The sequence below is a fragment of the Microvirga tunisiensis genome (assembly GCF_009296175.1).
GTDB lineage: Bacteria > Pseudomonadota > Alphaproteobacteria > Rhizobiales > Beijerinckiaceae > Microvirga > Microvirga tunisiensis.
Genome location: NZ_VOSK01000637.1, coordinates 1 through 2,027 on the forward strand (window position 1 = coordinate 1; position 2,027 = coordinate 2,027).

The following is a 2,027-nucleotide window of genomic DNA, read 5'->3' on the forward strand; positions in this document are numbered from 1 at the left end:
ATAGAGACAAGTATCCATAGCGGGGCTCCTCAACCGTTGCACACCCCGCATCCGCCTCATCAATCTTCACGAAAGCTATTCCAAATCAAGCACTTGAAGCGAGTAATAAAATTGCTCACCAGCCTCTTTATGGCCGCGATCATCCCTATGGCATGCCGGGGACGGGCGATGCGCCGGCGGTCGCGACGTTGACCCGTGATGATTTGGCGGAATTCCACCGCGCCTGGTTCCGGCCCGAAAAGGCGAAGCTGTTCGTTGTCAGCGATCTTCCGCTCGCCACCCTGCAGCCGCTGCTCGAAGCCCGCTTTGGTACCTGGAACGGGACCGGCCCGGCAGGGGCCAAGCGCTTCGATATCCCAACCCCGGCGCCGCGCCCGCGGATTGTGCTCGTCGATCGAAAGGACTCACCGCAGTCGCTGATCAGGGCCGCCGTCGTGCTCGCCGTCAAAGGGACCGACGACACGCTGGCGCTCGAGAGCGCTGCCGAGGTGGTCGGTGGCAGCTTCCTGTCGCGCATCAACATGGACCTGCGCGAGGAGAAGGGATGGTCCTATGGCGTCCGGGCAGGACTTAAGCAGGTGCGTGATCGCATGACCTACACGATCAGCGCGCCCGTTCAGGCTGACAAGACCGGTGCGGCCATCGCTGCGCTGCTGGCCGACTATCAGGCGTTTCTCACGGGCAAAGGCGTCACCGCAGAGGAGCTGGAGCGCAACCGGTCCGGCATGATTCGCACCCTGCCTGGAGCGTTCGAGACGGCAGGTGCGGTGATGGGTGCCATGCAGGAGAACGATCGCCTCGGCCGGCCTGACGATTACTACCAGCAGCTCCCAACGCGGGTCCGTGCACTGGATCCGGAGCGGCTCGACGCTGCCATGCGCGGAACAGTCGATCCGGCGCGGCTGACGTGGGTTGTCGTGGGCGACGCGGCCTCTGTCCAGCCGCAACTCGAGAGCCTGGCATTGCCGGTGGAGGTGGTTGCCGCGCCCTGATCTCCTTGAGGTGAGCATCCAGAAGGGACGCGAGGAAGCGGCTCGCATCTGACCCGATATCCGACGAGCGGGGCCTTCGGGCCCCGTTTCCTTTTATTGATTCGGCTTGGGAGAACTTGAACTATGCGGCATTGTGGAAGGGCTGATGCCCGAAGTAGCTCCGGATCCGTGCGGGCCGCTTGGTCAGTCGGCGCATGTGGCTGATGACGGTGCGTTTGAGTTCGTGCTTGCTGCGGGCCGGCGGCTTGCGGGTCACGGCTTGCTTCAGGTCGGCGTTCAGACCCTCGTCCGGGTTCAGCTCGGGGCTCTAGGACGGCAAGTGGAAGACCTCGATCTGCTCCTGGCGCTCGGCCAACGCGGCATCGGAGCCCGCAAACAACGAATTCGTGCGCGTGAGAGCAATCTCCCGGCCACTCTGCCCATATCGGGCAGGAAGTCATCGTCCATTATCGCTGGCATGCCCTGTACGGGCGGCGCGTTGCCCTCCGCCGGAGGGAGCAACGTGTCTCCGGACATTTTGTGCAGATTGAAGCAGAGCCTGGCGTCATCCTGGTGATGGCAGCCTGGATGCTCGACCCGGTCGCCTGCGCCGATGTCACTGGGTATTTTCACGTGAGACAGGCGATCGAATGATTTCAGTGATTTAGCTTTTGCTCTAAGACGAAAGTTCGAGCACTAGCTGTTTGGTAGCGGAACGTTGTTGGGACCGGGTGCGTTGGGCGATTGAGGACTACGCTTGGCGCTTTGACGGCCTGCGAGGCCGAGCTCCTCACCCAAGGAGGACGTGAAGCTGTCCATCCACCCGCAAGCCCGTACCACCCCAGCTGTCCGCCAGGAGATCGCCCGCTCGGCCGAGCCCACCGGCGTGTTGGCGAAACGCTTCAGCGTGAGCTTCGTCGGAATCCGCACCTCGCTCTTTCCCAAGGAGCTGGCGGCTCAGGGCATCGCCTTCGACGCGTTTCTGCACGGCCAAGATCAGGTTGGCGGCGGCACGGCCTCGTTGAGCGGCATCGCTGCCGCAGGCGCCGTGGGACG

General features: G+C 63.3%; 2 protein-coding genes and 1 pseudogene. All 3 read left to right on the forward strand.

Features of this window, described 5'->3' with window-relative positions:
- Positions 1-188: 188 nt before the first annotated feature.
- Positions 189-992 (forward strand): M16 family metallopeptidase, encoded by an 804-nt coding sequence (locus FS320_RS42300; protein WP_244627741.1) that lies wholly within the window; start codon positions 189-191, stop codon positions 990-992.
- A gap of 145 nt (positions 993-1,137) precedes the next feature.
- Positions 1,138-1,548, forward strand: a complete 411-nt coding sequence (locus FS320_RS45675; protein ID WP_153885408.1) for a hypothetical protein — start codon at positions 1,138-1,140, stop codon at positions 1,546-1,548.
- 234 nt (positions 1,549-1,782) lie between these two features.
- A pseudogene (locus FS320_RS49360) lies at positions 1,783-2,027 on the forward strand (hypothetical protein); the annotation flags it as partial.

Coding starts and splice junctions, on each gene's coding strand:
- FS320_RS45675 (WP_153885408.1), top strand. CDS start 1,138: ATGCCCGAAGTAGCTCCGGATCCGTGCGGGCCGCTTGGTCAGTCGGCG.